At 69.9% G+C, this 14087-nt stretch carries 9 protein-coding genes; 4 read left to right on the top strand and 5 right to left on the bottom strand.

What is annotated here, in order from left to right:
* Positions 1-132 precede the first annotated feature (132 nt).
* The 3 genes from ABS361_18340 (at position 133) to ugpC (ending at position 3131) form a co-directional block, all read left to right on the top strand.
* Positions 133-1017, top strand: coding sequence for an ABC transporter permease subunit (locus tag ABS361_18340; protein ID XBY43993.1), 885 nt, complete (start codon positions 133-135; stop codon positions 1015-1017).
* Positions 1018-1027: 10 nt separating this feature from the next.
* On the top strand, positions 1028-1960 hold the full coding sequence (locus tag ABS361_18335; protein XBY43992.1) for an ABC transporter permease subunit: 933 nt from the start codon (positions 1028-1030) through the stop codon (positions 1958-1960).
* A 64-nt stretch (positions 1961-2024) separates the two neighbouring features.
* Entirely contained in the window at positions 2025-3131 is a 1107-nt protein-coding gene (gene ugpC / locus ABS361_18330; protein XBY43991.1) for a sn-glycerol-3-phosphate ABC transporter ATP-binding protein UgpC, read from the top strand.
* A 33-nt stretch (positions 3132-3164) separates the two neighbouring features.
* Here the strand turns inward: ugpC and ABS361_18325 are convergent, their stop codons facing one another.
* Positions 3165-4070 carry a Gfo/Idh/MocA family oxidoreductase gene (locus ABS361_18325; GenBank protein XBY43990.1) on the bottom strand — a complete coding sequence of 302 codons (906 nt, stop codon included), beginning with the start codon at positions 4068-4070 and terminating at the stop codon, positions 3165-3167.
* A gap of 300 nt (positions 4071-4370) precedes the next feature.
* Between ABS361_18325 and ABS361_18320 the strand changes: the two genes are divergently transcribed.
* Positions 4371-4628, top strand: coding sequence for a PilZ domain-containing protein (locus ABS361_18320; protein XBY43989.1), 258 nt, complete (start codon positions 4371-4373; stop codon positions 4626-4628).
* A gap of 18 nt (positions 4629-4646) precedes the next feature.
* Here the strand turns inward: ABS361_18320 and glgX are convergent, their stop codons facing one another.
* The 4 genes from glgX to glgB form a co-directional block, all read right to left on the bottom strand.
* The gene (gene glgX / locus ABS361_18315; protein ID XBY43988.1) at positions 4647-8957 is read right to left on the bottom strand and encodes a glycogen debranching protein GlgX; all 4311 of its coding nucleotides are present in this window, start codon (positions 8955-8957) and stop codon (positions 4647-4649) included.
* 48 nt (positions 8958-9005) lie between these two features.
* On the bottom strand, positions 9006-10475 hold the full coding sequence (gene glgA, locus ABS361_18310; protein XBY43987.1) for a glycogen synthase GlgA: 1470 nt from the start codon (positions 10473-10475) through the stop codon (positions 9006-9008).
* A gap of 7 nt (positions 10476-10482) precedes the next feature.
* Positions 10483-11769, bottom strand: coding sequence for a glucose-1-phosphate adenylyltransferase (glgC, locus tag ABS361_18305; protein XBY43986.1), 1287 nt, complete (start codon positions 11767-11769; stop codon positions 10483-10485).
* Between the two features lie 76 nt (positions 11770-11845).
* Positions 11846-14080: a 1,4-alpha-glucan branching protein GlgB gene (gene glgB, locus ABS361_18300; GenBank protein XBY43985.1), complete on the bottom strand. Its 2235-nt coding sequence runs from the start codon at positions 14078-14080 to the stop codon at positions 11846-11848.
* Positions 14081-14087 lie beyond the last annotated feature (7 nt).

Below are 14087 nucleotides of genomic sequence, written 5' to 3'. Positions count from 1 at the left end.
TCGGCTCCGGCGCGGCCTCGTCGCGCCGGACCTGAGGTCTCGCGTTCCCCGCCCGGCGGCCTCCGCCGGGCGTAGCGTTTGGAAGCACGTCCGTGTGGCGCCTATTGGCGCGGTCGACGAGGGAGATGAACGATGGATCGCAGGGTCGGTTTCAAGGCGGCGTGGCTCGGCGCCCTGCTGGTCGTGCCGCAGATCCTGCTCGTCTTCGTGTTCTTCTATTGGCCGGCGGGCGGCGCGCTCTACTGGGCCTTCACGCTGGAACAGCCCTGGGGTGGCGGCAACACCTTCGTCGGCCTCGACAATTTCAAGGCCGTGCTAGGCGACGTCGCCTATTGGGAATCCATCGTGATGAGCCTGGTCTTCGCCTTCGGCGCGACCGCGCTGTCGATGGGCCTCGGTCTCCTGTTCGCGCTGTTCTGCGATCGCCAGCTGCGCGGCCACAAGTGGTACCAGACCGCGCTGGTCTGGCCCTATGCGGTCGCGGCACCGGCCGCGGGCGTGGCCTTCCGCTTCCTGTTCGCGCCGGAAGCCGGCGTCTTCGCGGCGCTGAACAAGATCTACCCCGGCCTCTGGGATCCCTACCAGCTCGGCTGGCAGGCCATGGTCATGGTCATCCTCGCCTATAGCTGGAAATACGTCGCCTACTCGTTCCTGTTCTTCCTCGCCGGCCTGCAGGCGATCCCGCGCTCGATGATCGAGGCGTCGGCCATGGACGGCGCCGGTCCGCTGCGCCGCATGTGGGATCTGCAGATCCCGCTGCTCGCGCCGACCTTCTTCTTCCTGGTCGTGATCAACCTGACCGACAGCTTCGTCGACAGCTTCGGCATCATCGACATGACCACGCACGGCGGTCCGTCCCGCGCGACCAACCTCATGGTCTACAAGATCTATTTCGATGGCTTCCGCGGCCTCGACTATTCCGGCGCCGCCACTCAGTCGGTGCTCTTGATGGCCTTGGTGATGCTGCTCACGGCGGTTCAGTTCCGCTGGATGGAGCGGCGCGTGCACTACAAGTGAGGACCGCGCCATGATCGAACGCACGCCCGTGCTCAACGCGATGACCCATGTGATCCTGCTCATGGGTCTGGCGATCGTGTTCGTGCCGATGTGGCTCGTCTTCGTCGCCTCGACCCTGACGCTGCAGCAGATCAACGAGCCGCCGATCGGCTTCGTGCCCGGCGATCAGCTCTGGGCCAACCTCGTCGAAGCCTGGACCCGCGCCGACTTCGGCGTGAAGCTCGTCAACAGCATGATCATGGCGGTCGGCGTCGCCGGCGGTAAGGTGCTGATCTCGGCGATCACCGCCTTCGGCCTGGTGTTCTTCCGCTTCCCCGGCCGGATGATCGTGTTCTGGCTGATCTTCGTCACGCTGATGCTGCCGCTCGAGGTGCGCATCGTGCCGACCTACGCGGTCGCCGCCAATGCGCTCGGGCCGTTCCAGATCATCGCCGACACGATCGGCCTGACCGACCTGATCGAGACGCTGAGCGGCGTCCGCTTCGCGCTCGAATGGAACCTGCTGAACAGCCGCACCGGTCTGATCCTGCCCCTGGTCGCGACCGCGACCGGCACGTTTCTCTATCGCCAGTTCTTCATGACGCTGCCCGACGAACTGGTCGAGGCCGCCAAGATGGACGGCGCCGGCCCGCTGCGGTTCTTCCGCGAGATCCTGCTGCCGCTGTCGGTGACCAACATGGCGGCGCTGTTCACCATCATGTTCCTCTACGCCTGGAACCAGTACCTCTGGCCGCTCCTGATCACCACCGACCGCGCCGCCTTCGGCACCGCCGTCACCGCGCTCGGCGAGCTGATCCCGCGCACCGGCGATTCCACCGGCGGCGGCACGCCGGACTGGAACATCGCCATGGCCGGCTGCCTGATCGTGATCGCCCCGCCGCTTCTCGTCGTCGCGCTGATGCAGCGCTTCTTCGTCCGCGGCCTCGTCGCGACCGAGAAGTGATCGCCGCGCGCCACGCAACGCCCCCATCGAGCCCTTTCCTCCGACCCTCACGAGGACGCAATCCATGGCCGACATCTCCATCCGCCGGGCGGTGAAGCACTACGGCAAGACGGCGATCGTGCACGGCATCGATCTCGAGATCGCCTCGGGCGAGTTCATCGTGATCCTCGGCCCGTCCGGCTGCGGAAAGTCGACGCTGCTGCGCATGATCGCCGGTCTCGAGGAGATCACCGGCGGCGAAATCGCCATCGCCGGCAAGGTCGTGAACCGCCTGGAGCCGCGCGAGCGCGGCTGCGCCATGGTGTTCCAGAACTACGCGCTCTACCCGCACATGACGGTCGCCGAGAACATCGGCTACGCGCTGAAGGTCCAGGGCATGCGCAAGGCCGAGCGCGTGGCCAAGGTCCGCGCCGTCGCCGAGACGCTGGCGCTCGAACCCTATCTCGACCGCAAGCCGGCCGCGCTCTCGGGCGGCCAGCGTCAGCGCGTCGCCATGGGCCGCGCCATGATCCGCGAGCCGGAGGTTTTCCTGTTCGACGAGCCGCTGTCGAACCTCGACGCCAAGCTGCGCGTCCACATGCGCATCGAGATCCGCAAGCTGCACAATCGCCTGCGCGCGACCTCGATCTTCGTCACCCACGATCAGGTCGAGGCGATGACGCTCGCCGACCGGATCGTGCTCTTGAACGGCGGCCGGATCGAGCAGGTCGGCGCGCCGGCCGAGCTCTACGCCAAGCCGGCGTCGCGCTTCGTCGCCGGCTTCATCGGCTCGCCGCCGATGAACCTCATCGACGGCGCCGTCGTCGATGCGACCACGCTCGGTTTCGCCGGCGGCATCACCGTCGCGACCCGCCCGCATAGCCTGCCGGCCGGCCACAAGGTCACGCTCGGCATCCGCCCGGAGGATGTCGCGATTGGTGCCGACCCGGCGGCATTCCGCCTCGAGGCGCATTTCGTCGAGCAACTCGGCTCGCATGCGCTGGCGCATGGCCGGTTCGCCGGCCAGGATCTGGTCGTGCAGACCCCGCCGACCGTCGGCCGCGCCGTGCCCGAGGCCTACGACGTGACGCTGCCGCCGGCGGCGCTGCATCTGTTCGACGGCGAGACCGGCCGTCGGATCGAGTTCGCGCCGGCCACGACCGCGGCCGGCGTGCTCGCGCCCACGGCCTGAGATCTGGACGCCTGAAGTCCGGCCGTCCGCACCTCAGAACTCGAACGGCAGCACGGTGCGCCGGCTGCCGAGCATGAAGGCGTCGGCGACGTGCACGAGCGGCGTCGCATCGACGTCGGAGGCGCCGGCCTTCACCAGCTCGGCCATGCGGGCATAGAGGCCGGCATATTCACGATCCGGCCCGGCGGCGGCCGGCGCGCCGTCGATGACGAGCCGCGCGCCGCCGTCATGGAGGTCGAGCCGCCCCGCGGTGGTTTCAACCGTGATGTCCCAGGTCTGCGGACCCTCCTGGCGCCAGTCGAACACGGCCGAGACGCCGTCCGAGAAGGTCAGATTGGCCGCGATCGGCGTGTGGCGGTTGGCCGGGAATTCGAGCACGGCGGCGGTCAGCCGGATCGGCATCGGCAGGATCTCGGTCACGATCGACAGCGCGTTGATGCCCGGGTCGAACACGCCCATGCCGCCCGGCTCGAACACCCAGTCCTGGCCCGGATGCCAGCGGCGGACATCCTCCTTCCAGGTGACCGTGACCTTGGTGATGGTCTTGTCGGCGAGCCAGGCCTTGGCCGGCGCGACGCCGTGCGCCATGCGCGAATGCCAGGTCGCGAACAGCGTCACACCGGCCTTCTCGGCCTCCGCGGCGAGCGTATGGACCTCCGCGAGGGTCTGGCCCGGCGGCTTCTCCAGCATGACGTGGCGCCCGGCACGGATCGCCTTCAGCGCATAGTCGAACCGCGGCTGCGGCGGCAGGCAGAGCGACACGACCGGAATGTCGGTCCGCTCCGCGAGCATGGCGTCATAGTCGTGGAACGCCGCGACGCCGGTCACCGATCCGGAGCGGCTGACCGTCGCGGCGAGTTCCCAGTCGCCGCTATCCGCGATCGCCGGCACGTGCTGGTCGCGTGCGATCTTGCCGATGCCGACGAGTGCCACTTTCATTGTTCGCTCCTCCCGCCGTCGTTCGGCGTGTTTCTGTCGCCCGGACGATTGCCGAACCGGCGGACCCGGTCAATCGCCGGCTAGAGCAAGGCCCGATCGGAGTGATTCACTCCGATCGGAAAAGGGCTTGCGTTTACAAATAGGCTGGAGCGGCATCCGATCCAATCTGATCGGATGCCGCTCTAACGCGGAACGGCCGCGCCGGGGAGAACGCGCAAGGATGGCGCGAGATTGCGATGGTCCGGGTAACGCTTTGTTTTCTCCCGTGCCGTAAGCTCGTGACTTCCGCAGGAGGCGGTCATGCAACTGTCCGTTCAAGTCGATCAACGCAAGAGCCCGCGGCGCCGCGCGCTTCTCGGCGGCGAAATCGTGCTGAACAACGGCCGTTCGACCATCGATTGCCTGGTCCGCGACATGTCCGATGGCGGGCTCAGGATCAAGCTGCACGCGCCGCACCCGATCCCGAAGGAATTCGAGATCAAGTTCGGCACGCGCCGCGAGCAGGTCGAGCTGGTCTGGCAGCGCGGCGTCGACGTCGGCGTGAAGTTCAAGACCTGAGCCGATCCGGACCGCGCTTCAGCCGGGTTCGGAGGGGTGGGCGCCGCGGTCCGTGAGGGCCGCGAGGATCGCGCGCGCCCGTGGCGTTTCGCAGAGATCGTCGACGCCGACCCGCAAGCGCCGCCGCCAGTTCGGCCGCTCCCGATCCGTGCCGGGCAGATTGACCGCCGCGACCTCGCCGGCGAGATCGTCGGCCTGCGCCAGCATCAGACATGACGGCGCCGCCGAGACATGGGCATGCACGGCCGCGGCCTCGGCGTCGGTCAGCGGCTGCACCGGATCGGCGTTGCCGGCATCCGGCCTGTCGGCGTTGAGGCTGTCGATGCCCGGCCCATCGACCTCCGGCCTTGCGGCCGTCGCGCCGATCGTCTGCACCAGCAGGGTCTTCTCCGCCCGACGCGCGGCCTCCGCCTCGGCGACGCCGGCGGCATCGAGGAAGCCGAGTGCCTGGCGTTCGGCGATGTCCGCGCCCTGCCACCAGCCTTCGAGCGTCGGCAGATCGTGGGTCGAGACACAGGCGGCCGCGCGGTCGGGCCAGCGCGCCGGCGGTCGGAAGCCGGTGCCGTCGCGCTCGAACCAGAGCACGCGATAGGAGAGAATATCCGCGAGCGCGAGCCGCTCTCGAAAGCCGTCGGGCACCGTGCCGAGATCCTCGCCGACGACCGCGACCCGTGCGCGGACACTCTCGAGCGTCAGCCGCGCCAGCAGCAGTTCGAACGGCGCCGTGACATAGGCGCCGTCGCGGCCGGCGGCACCGGCCGGCACCCAGAACAGCCGCCTGAGCCCCATGACGTGGTCGATGCGCAGGATCCCGGCATGGCGCATGTTGGCGGCGAGCAGCGCGGCGAAATCCGCCCCCGCGATCGCCTCCTGCACGAGCGGGATCGGCGGTGGCAGGTTCCAGACCTGACCCTCGGCGGAAAAAAGATCCGGCGGCGCGCCGATCGAGGCGCCGAGCGCGAAGCCGTTCGCACCCGACGCATCGGCGTCGCCGGGCCACGTCTCGGCCCCGTCCGGTGCCGCTCCGACCGCGAGATCGCGGTAGAAGCCGAGCGACAGGCCGGCCGCGCGGGACGCCTCGGCCGCGGCCGCGAGCTGCCGGTCGGCGACCCATTGCAGATAGAGCGCGAAGCGCGCGTCCTCAACCGGGCCCGGATCATCCGCCCGAACGGTCTCAGCCGGCCATGTGGGCCACGGGCCGGCATGGCGCGCCGCGAGCGCTTCGAAGCGGGCGAAGCGCGCCAGCGGCGGGCCGCCGGCCGTGACAAAATCCGCGAAGGCACGGAGCGGCGCCGCATCCGGTCGGGTCGCGCGCAAGGCCTCGAACCCGTCGAAGGCGGCGCGCAGCGCGGCCTGTTTCAAGGCCCAGACGGCCGGATAGTCGATCGACCGAGCCGCCGAGAGGGCGTCCGCTGTCGCCTGTCGCTCCGCCAGCACCCGCCGGGCTGCGCCGGCCGGATCGGCATCGCCGAGCGCGGCGAGATCGATGTAGATCGGATCGAGGCAGCGCCGGTCGGACGGATGATAAGGGCTCGCCCGCTCGCGTTCGCCGGCGAACAGCGCATGCAGCGGATTGAGCCCGACCGTGACCGCGCCGGCGCGTGCGGCCGAGGTTCCGAGCCGGGCAAGGGTGGTGAAATCGCCGATGCCCTGATCGCCCGGTCTCGCGAGCGCATAGAGATGCGCGCCGATGCCGAACCGGCGGGTTTCCAGATCTTGGGGCCGAAACGCCCGGCGTGGCGCGACCACGACCGCGCCGCAGGTCTCGGGCCGATCGGCGAGCCGCACCTGATGCACCCCGAGCGGCAGGGCGCCGAGGTCGAGCGCCAGCGACCGCCCGCGCCGCCCGTCCGGCGCCTGGAACGCCCCCGCCGAACCGGGATCGGCGCCGGTACGGACCGCGCGTATCGAACCGTCTTCGAGCGTGAGCACCAGATCGACCGCTCCGCCGCGCGCGGTCGCCTCCGGCACGACGAGCCGCGCCGGCCGGTCGTCCCAGGCGACGGTCGTGCGCGGCACCGGCCGCAGCACGCCATCGGCTGCGAGCCGTTCGAGTGCGTCGGCCGCCGCCCCCCGCGTCGAGGTGTCGAGACCCATGGCGCCGAGCAGGGCGCGCTTGCTGTCCTCCGGCACGCGATGATGGCCGCCCATCTCGTCCCACCAGTCGGGCGCGATGCCGGCCGCCTGCGCGAGGCGGTCGGTGAGATCGGCGCCCGGCGGCGCCTGCCGGGCCCGCGCATCGACGCGGATCTCCTCGAGCACGACGACTGACCGGGCCGCGACATCGAACGGGCCCTCGGCCGCGGTCGGCTCGCCCGTCGTCTCGGCCGCGCTGTCGAGCGCCACCTGCCAGCGAAAGCCCATGCGGTTCCAAGGCGGCGCCACGCGGACCGCCTGCCGATCGCGATGCACGACCACCGCGACGCGATCGATCTCGTCCTGCTCGTCCGGCGCGGCGAGGACCATGGTGAGGGTTCCGGTGCCCGGATCGTTCCAGGCGCCGCCGTCCATCGGCTCGCCGTCGGCGCGACACCATTCGACATCGGCGATGCCGTCCGCGCCCGCTGCCCCGGTCAGGAACCGGTCGGCGTAGAGCGCCGGGTGCGCGGCCCTGAGCGCCAGCGCCCGGCGCGTGAAGGCGAGGAGCCCGGTGTCGATCGCGGCGTGATCGAGCCAGTTCAGGGCATTGTCCTGCGCATAGGAATTGTTGTTGCCGTCCTGGCTCCGGCCGGCCTCGGCGCCCATCGCCAGCATCGGCGTGCCGCGCGACACGGCGAGCGTCACGATCAGCGCCTTCTGGTCGCGAAGCCGGGCATCACGAACCGCCGGATCGTCGCTCGGGCCTTCGACGCCGTTGTTCCACGACAGGTTCGCGTCGGTACCGTCGCGATTGTCCTCGCCGTTCGCCCGGTTGCGCTTGTGCGCGTGCGAGACCAGATCGGCGAGCGTGAAGCCGTCGTGCGCCGTGACGAAATTGATGCTCCGCGACGGCCGTCGTTTCGATCCGAACAGATCCTCCGATCCGGCGAGCCGCGTGGCCAGCGCGCCGACCATGTGACCGTCGCCGCGCCAGAACCGGCGCACGTCGTCGCGATAGCGGTCGTTCCACTCGCCCCAAGCGGCCGGGAACCGGCCCGGCTGGTAGCCGCCCGGTCCGATGTCCCACGGCTCCGCGATCAGTTTCAGCCCGCGCAGCACCGGATCCTGCGCGATCGCCGAAAGGAAGCCCGCGTGTGGATCGAAGCCGGTCTCGGTCCGGCCGAGCGTGGCGGCGAGGTCGAAGCGGAAGCCGTCGAGCCCGCCGTGGATCGCCCATTGGCGCAGGGCGTCGAGCCCGAGCCGCAGCATGGCCGGCCGGTCGAGCGCCAGCGTATTGCCGCAGCCGGTGTCGTTGATGTTGTAGCGCGGCGCGTCGGGACGTAGCCGGTAATAGCTCGCGTTGTCGAGCCCGCGCAGCGACAGCGTCGGTCCGAGCTCGTCGGACTCCCCCGAATGATTGAGCACGACATCGAGGATCACTTCGATGCCCGCGCCGTGCAGCGCGTCGACCGCCGCCCGCACCTCGGCCCAGCCGCCCGGTGCCAGCCGCGGGTCGGGCGCCAGGAACGCGACCGGATTGTAGCCCCAGGCGTTGGACAGACCGAGCGCCGGCAGATGCCGCTCGTCGACCCAGGTCATCGCCGGCAGGATTTCCAGCGTGGTGATGCCGAGGTCGGTCAGGTATTGGATCGAGGCCGGCGTCCCGAGCCCCGCGAACGTGCCGCGGATCGCCTCCGGCACGGCCGGGTTCAGCGCCGACAGGCCCTTGACGCTCGCCTCGTAGACGATCGTGCGATCCCAGGGAATATCGGGACGCGCGACCGGCGCGAGCTCGGCCGGCGCCTCGACGATCGCCTTCGGCACGACGGCCGCGCTGTCGACCGCGTCGGCGCCGAGATCGGCATCCGGATCGCCGACGTGGTGGCCGAACTGCCGGGTATGCAGCGCAAACGGCCGATCCAGGCGGGTCGCATACGGGTCGACCAGCAGTTTGGCCGGGTTGAACCGATGCCCGCGTTGCGGCTCGAACGGACCATGAGCCCGGAGCCCGTAGCGCGCGCCCGGCGCAACGCCGCCGATGAAGCCGTGGAACACGTCGCCCGAGTGCTCGGGGAGGCGGACCCGCGTTTCGACGTCGGCACCGTCCGGTCCGGCAGCGAACAGGCAGAATTCGATCGCCTCGGCATGGGCGGAATAGACCGCGACATTGACGCCGTCCGCGACGACCGTGACGCCGAGCGGTTCGGGCCGGCCGGGGCCGTCGGCGGGGCGAAAGGCTGGGTCGGTCACGGTCGGCGGCTCCCGGAACGGCGGATTGTCAAGCAGCGCGGCCGTGGCTCAGGCCGCCGCGCCGGCGAGGTCACGGTAGAGCGCGGCATAGCGGCGGGCCGGATGCGTCCAGGACACGTCGGTCGCCATGGCGTTCTTGCGCAGCCGCTGCCAGACCGGCTTGTCGGCGAAGAGCGCGGCGGTGCGGGCGAGCGCGCCTTCGAGTGCGAAGACCGTGGTCGGCTGGAACCGCACCCCGGTGCCGACGCCGGCCGCGACCGCCATCTCGTTGGCGTCGATCACCGTATCGGCGAGCCCGCCGACGCTGGAGACGACCGGCAGCGCGCCGTAACGCAGCGCGCAGAGCTGGGTCAGGCCGCAGGGTTCGAAGCGCGACGGCACGATCAGCGCCTCCGCCCCGCCCTGGATCAGATGCGCGGTCGCCTCGTCGTAGCCGATATGGCAGCCGATCCGGCCGGGATGCGCGGCCGCTGCCGAGCGGAAGCCGTGTTCGAGCGCCGGCTCGCCGGTGCCGAGCACGGCGAGCTGCGCGCCGGTCGAAAGCAGCGTCGGCAGCGCCTCGAGCAGGAGGTCGAGGCCCTTCTGCCACGACAGCCGGCTGACCACGCCATAGACGAGCGCATCCGGATCGCGCGCGAGCCCGAACCGGTCCTGCAGCGCGGCCTTGGCCGCGGCCCGGCCCTTCGGGCTCTTGGCCGAGAAGGCCTTGGGCAGATGCGGATCGGTCGCCGGGTCCCAGACCTCGGTATCGATGCCGTTGACGATGCCGTGCAGCACGCCCGAGCGCACGCGCAGGAGCCCGTCGAGGCCCATGCCGGCCTCCGGCCCACGGATTTCCTGGGCATAGGTCGGCGACACGGTGGTGATTGCGTCGGCCAGTTGCAGCCCGGCCTTCAGGAAGCCGATCGCGCCGTAATATTCGACGCCGTCGACCGCGAAGGCCTGCGGCGGTAGGCCGAGGGGCCCGAGCAGGCTCGCGTCGAACTGGCCCTGAAAGGCGAGATTGTGCACGGTCATGACCGTCTTCGGCCGCGGCACGCCGGCATAGGCGAGATAGGCCGGCGTCAGCCCGGCCTGCCAGTCGTGCGCATGCACGACCGCCGGCGGCGGCAGTGCGGTCGCGCCGAGGCCGATCTCGGCCGCGGCACGGGCGAGGGCTGCGAAGCGGAACGGATTGTCCTGCCAGTCGCGGCCGTCCGGCCCCGTGTAGGGATTGCCCGCGCGCGCGAACAGATGCGGCGCATCGAGCACGACCAGATCGAGCCCGGCCGCGCGCGCCGCAACGAGCCGCGCCGGCCCGCCGAACAGGCTGTCGAACCGGTGCACGACCTCGCCTTCGCTCTCGGCTCCGTCGAGCACGGCCGGATACCCCGGCACCAGCGTGCGGACCGCGATCCCCTCGGCGGCGAGCGCCGCGGGCAGGGCGCCCGCGACATCGGCGAGGCCGCCCGTCTTGATCAGCGGATAGATTTCCGATGCGACCGACAGGACGGCGAGGCTCGCGGCGGGCAGGGTCATCGGCTCCTCAATCTTTCAGGCGGTCGATCATGGTCTGGGTGATCAGGCAGACGCCGTGCTCGGTCCGGCGGAACCGCTTGGCGTCCTCTTCCGGATCCTCGCCGACGACGAGCCCGGCCGGGATCTTCACGCCGCGGTCGACCACCACATTGGTGAGCCGCACCGACCGGCCGATGTCGACGTAAGGCAGGATCACCGCGTTCTCGACCGCCGAATAGGAGTTCACGCGCACGCCGGTGAACAGGAGCGACCGTTTCAGCGACGCGCCCGAGACGATGCAGCCGCCGGAGACCAGCGACGAGATCGCCTGGCCGCGGCGGCCCTCGACGTCGTGGACGAACTTCGCCGGCGGCGTGATCTCGCCATAGGTCCAGATCGGCCAGTTCTGGTCGTAGAGGTCGAGGTCGGGGATCAGATCGGTCAGGTCGAGATTGGCCTCGGCATAGGCGTCGACGGTGCCGACGTCGCGCCAGTAGGGCCGCGCCTCGGAGGACGAGCGCACGCAGGAGCGCGAGAAGTGGTGCGCGACGGCTTTGCCGTGCTTGACGATGTAGGGAATGATGTCCTTGCCGAAGTCGCGGCTCGACTGCGGGTCGGCGGCATCGCGGCGCAGCTGGTCGAACAGGAACTGCGTCTCGAACACGTAGATGCCCATCGAGGCGAGCGCCATGTCCGGCTTGCCCGGCATCGCGGGCGGATCCTTCGGCTTCTCGACGAAGGAGATGACGCGATCGTTCTCGTCGACATGCATGACGCCGAAGCCGGTCGCCTCCGCGCGCGTCACCTCCAGGCAGCCGATCGTGACGTCGGCGCCGGAATCGACGTGCTGCTGGAGCATCAGCTCGTAGTCCATCTTGTAGACGTGGTCGCCGGCGAGCACGACCATGTAGCGCGGCTCGTAGTCCCGGATGATGTCGATGTTCTGGAACACCGCGTCGGCAGTGCCCTCGTACCAATGGTCCTCGGACACGCGCTGCGAGGCGGGCAGGATGTCGAAGCTCTCGTTGCGCTCGGGACGGAAGAAGTTCCAGCCGCGCTGCAGATGGCGGATCAGCGAGTGCGCCTTGTACTGGGTGGCGACGCCGATGCGGCGGATGCCGGAATTGAGCGCGTTCGACAGCGCGAAATCGATGATGCGCGACTTGCCGCCGAAATAGACCGCCGGCTTGGCGCGGCGGTCGGTCAGCTCGACCAGTCGCGAGCCGCGGCCGCCGGCCAGCACATAGGCCATCGCGTGACGGGCGAGCGGCGCCTTGACCGCGGGTCTCGGGTCCGGGATCGGCAGGTCGGTCATCGGTCGTCTCCTCCGGATCGGCGGGACTTGCGCCCGCTCTTGGTTCGACATCAGGCGGCGGGATCGGGCTCGCTCGTCAGTCCGCGCCCTCCGGCGCGAAGGCGAGCCATAGTGTTGCGAGCGGCGGCAGGGTCAGCGCGGCGGAGGCCGGTTGGCCGTGGCTGGGCGTCTCCGTCGCGATCACCGCGCCGAGATTGCCCATGCCGGAGCCGCCGTAGCCCGCCGCATCGGTGTTGAGGATCTCGGCCCAGCGTCCGGCGTGCGGCAGGCCGATCCGGTAGCCCTCGCGCGGCACCGGCGTGAAGTTCGACACCGCGACGACCGGCCGGGCGTCGTCGCCGATGCGCAGGAAGGCGAACACCGACTGGTCGCGGTCGTCGACCACGATCCAGGCGAAGCCGCTTGCCTCGCAATCGCGCTGGTGCAGCCCACCCTCGGCGCGATAGCCGTGGTTCAGATCGCGCACGAGCCGCCGCAAGCCGTCGTGGAACGGCTGGTCGATGAGATGCCAGTCGAGCCCGGCCTCGAAATTCCATTCGCGCCGCTGGCCGAACTCCTGGCCCATGAACAGCAGTTTCTTGCCCGGATGCGCCCACATGAAAGCGTAGTAGGCGCGCGCGGTCGCGAATTTCTGCCAGTCGTCGCCGGGGATCTTCTCGACGATCGAGCGCTTGCCGTAGACGACCTCGTCATGGGACAGCGGCAGCACGAAATTTTCCGAGAAGGCGTAGAGCAGACCGAAGGTCAGCTTGTCGTGATGCCATTTGCGATGCACGGGCTCGGTCGACACGTAGTCGAGCGTGTCGTGCATCCAGCCCATGTTCCACTTGAAGCCGAAACCGAGCCCGCCGGTGTCGACCGGCAGCGACACGCCCGGCCAGGCGGTCGATTCCTCGGCGATGGTCACCGCGCCCGGATGTTCGCCGTAGACGAGTGCGTTGACAGTCTGCAGGAAGCCGACCGCCTCGCGGTTCTGGTTCGAGCCGTCCGGGTTCGGGATCCACTCGCCCTCTTTCCGCGAATAATCGAGGTAGAGCATCGAGGCGACCGCATCGACGCGCAGGCCGTCGACGTGGAAGCGATCGAGCCAGTAGAGCGCGTTGGCGGCGAGGATGTTGACCACCTCGCGGCGGCCGAAATTGTAGATCGCGGTCTTCCAGTCGGGATGAAAGCCTCTGCGTGGATCCTCGTGCTCGTAGAGTGCGGTGCCGTCGAAGCGGGCGAGCCCGTGCACGTCGACCGGAAAATGCGCCGGCACCCAGTCGAGCAGGATCGACAGTCCGGCCTGGTGCGCGCGGTCGACCAGCCGCGCAAAACCCTCCGGCGGGCCGAAACGGGCCGTCGGGGCATAGAGGCCGATCGGCTGGTAGCCCCAGGAGGCGTCGAACGGGTATTCGGAGATCGGCAGGAATTCGAGATGGGTGAAGCCCATGTCGGCCGCGTAGGGCACGAGCTGATCGGCGAGCTCGTCCCAGGTCAGATGCCGGCCGTCCTCGGCCCGCCGCCACGAGCCGAGATGCACCTCGTAGATCGCCATGGGGCGCTTGCGCGGGTCGCCCGCGCCGCGCGCCGCCAGATGCGCACCGTCGTGCCAGTCGAAGCCGTCGGTGCGCGCGACCACCGAGGCGGTCGAGGGGCGCAACTCGCTCGCGAAGCCGAACGGATCGGCCTTGAGCGGCAGCAGCGTGCCGTTGAAACCGACGATCTCGTACTTGTAGACCGCCCCTTCGCCGAGACCCGGAGCAAAAATCTCCCAGAGGCCGCTGTCGACGCGTTTGCGCATCTGGTGGCGCCGGCCGTCCCAAGCGTTGAAGTCGCCGACCACGGAGACGCGGCGGGCATTCGGCGCCCAGACCGCGAAATGCACGCCCGCGACGCCCTCGTGGGTCATCGGATGCGCGCCGAGCCTTTCGTAGAGCTGCCGGTGCGTGCCTTCGACGAGCAGATAGTCGTCCATCGGCCCGAGCACGGGCCCGAAGGCGTAAGGGTCGTCGAAGACCCAGCTGCCGCCGGCATTGGCGCAGGCGAGCCGGTAGCGGAACCGTTCGGAACGGCCGGCGACGGCACCTTCGAAGAGACCCGCATCGTCGACCCGGGCGAGATCTGCGATCGGCGTTCCGTCCGGATCGAACGCGGTCACGGTTTCCGCGCCGGGCACGAAGGCGCGGATCACGAATCGTGCCGCGCCCGGCTGTGCCCCCTTTGGTGCCTCATGCAGGCCGAGCACCCGGAACGGGTCGTCGTGGCGCGCCGCGGTCAGGGCCGCGATGTCGTCCACTCCGGCCGTCCAGGCCGACCCCGCAACCCGCATGCGCACG

The sequence above is a fragment of the Ancalomicrobiaceae bacterium S20 genome (assembly GCA_040269895.1).
Classification (GTDB): Bacteria; Pseudomonadota; Alphaproteobacteria; order Rhizobiales; family Ancalomicrobiaceae; genus Methyloraptor; species Methyloraptor flagellatus.
Note: the sequence above shows the minus strand (reverse complement) of the source record. Positions and strands in the feature narration are given on the sequence as shown.

Coding starts and splice junctions, on each gene's coding strand:
- glgB (XBY43985.1), bottom strand. CDS start 14,080: ATGCGGGTTGCGGGGTCGGCCTGGACGGCCGGAGTGGACGACATCGCG.
- ABS361_18320 (XBY43989.1), top strand. CDS start 4,371: ATGCAACTGTCCGTTCAAGTCGATCAACGCAAGAGCCCGCGGCGCCGC.
- ABS361_18325 (XBY43990.1), bottom strand. CDS start 4,070: ATGAAAGTGGCACTCGTCGGCATCGGCAAGATCGCACGCGACCAGCAC.
- ABS361_18335 (XBY43992.1), top strand. CDS start 1,028: ATGATCGAACGCACGCCCGTGCTCAACGCGATGACCCATGTGATCCTG.
- glgA (XBY43987.1), bottom strand. CDS start 10,475: ATGACCCTGCCCGCCGCGAGCCTCGCCGTCCTGTCGGTCGCATCGGAA.
- ugpC (XBY43991.1), top strand. CDS start 2,025: ATGGCCGACATCTCCATCCGCCGGGCGGTGAAGCACTACGGCAAGACG.
- glgC (XBY43986.1), bottom strand. CDS start 11,769: ATGACCGACCTGCCGATCCCGGACCCGAGACCCGCGGTCAAGGCGCCG.
- ABS361_18340 (XBY43993.1), top strand. CDS start 133: ATGGATCGCAGGGTCGGTTTCAAGGCGGCGTGGCTCGGCGCCCTGCTG.